Genomic DNA, 955 nt, shown 5'->3' with positions numbered 1-955 from the left:
AAAACAGGTCGGAACAATATTCAATATCGAGCTGCAGGCCAGCCGCCGTTTCTGTAACATTGAAGTTGATATCGAACTGGGTGGTATAACTTTCCAGCGGTTCGTATTGAAGGGTGATATCTCCCACTTCTATCGCATCGGCCTGCGGATTGTTGTGCAGCGTAAACAGGATATCGAATACAGGGTTCCGGCTCATGTCGCGCCCAGTTACCACTTTATCTACCACCATCTCAAAAGGAACTTCCTGGTGACCGTATGCTTCAAGCGTGGTTTCCTTTACCTGCCCCAGCAATTCAAGGAAGCAGGGGTTATTTCTTAGATCGCTTCGCAGGGCCAGGGTATTGATGAAAAAGCCGATCAGCGGTTCGGTTTCCTTTTGCGTTCTGTTGGCTATAGTGGTGCCTACACAAATATCTTCCTGGCCGCTGTAGCGGTATAACAATACCTTAAAGGCCGCCAGTAAGGTCATGAACATCGTTACCCCTTCGCGCCGGCTCAATGCCTGTAACCGGTCGCTCAGCTCCTTATCTATCTGGCAGCGTACGGCCGCGCCCCGGAAACTTTGCATGGCCGGCCGCGCATGATCCAGCGGTAGCTGCAGCGGTTCCACTCCTTTTAATTTTTTGATCCAGTATGCCAGCTTGCCTGTCAGCCCTTCTCCCTGCAGGTGATCTCTTTGCCACATCGCATAGTCGGCATACTGTATGGCCAAAGGCGACAGTTCCCACACCCTATTGCCGACCGCATTGTGGTACAACGCAACCAGCTCATTGGAGAAGATCGTTCTTGACCAGCCATCGCTGGCTATATGATGAAAAACAATGACCAGCACATGGCTGTTGGCGGCCTGTTCGATCAAATGCGCCCGCATCATGTAATCCCATGCCAGATCGAACGGTTGGGCCAGGTGTTGCTCTATTGCCTGTTTTACTTCTGCCTCGCTTGTCATCGAGGC

The 955-nt window shown here is 51.6% G+C and carries 1 protein-coding gene; it reads right to left on the bottom strand.

Going from position 1 to position 955, the window contains the following annotated elements:
* Nucleotides 1-955 (bottom strand): condensation domain-containing protein (locus tag A4R26_RS11560; protein ID WP_242674888.1); only part of this gene is annotated, 955 nt, incomplete at both ends.

Source organism: Niastella populi (assembly GCF_002078015.1).
Lineage (GTDB): Bacteria > Bacteroidota > Bacteroidia > Chitinophagales > Chitinophagaceae > Niastella > Niastella populi.
The sequence above is the reverse complement of the archived record's forward strand: the minus strand, read 5'-3'. Positions and strand labels throughout refer to the sequence as shown.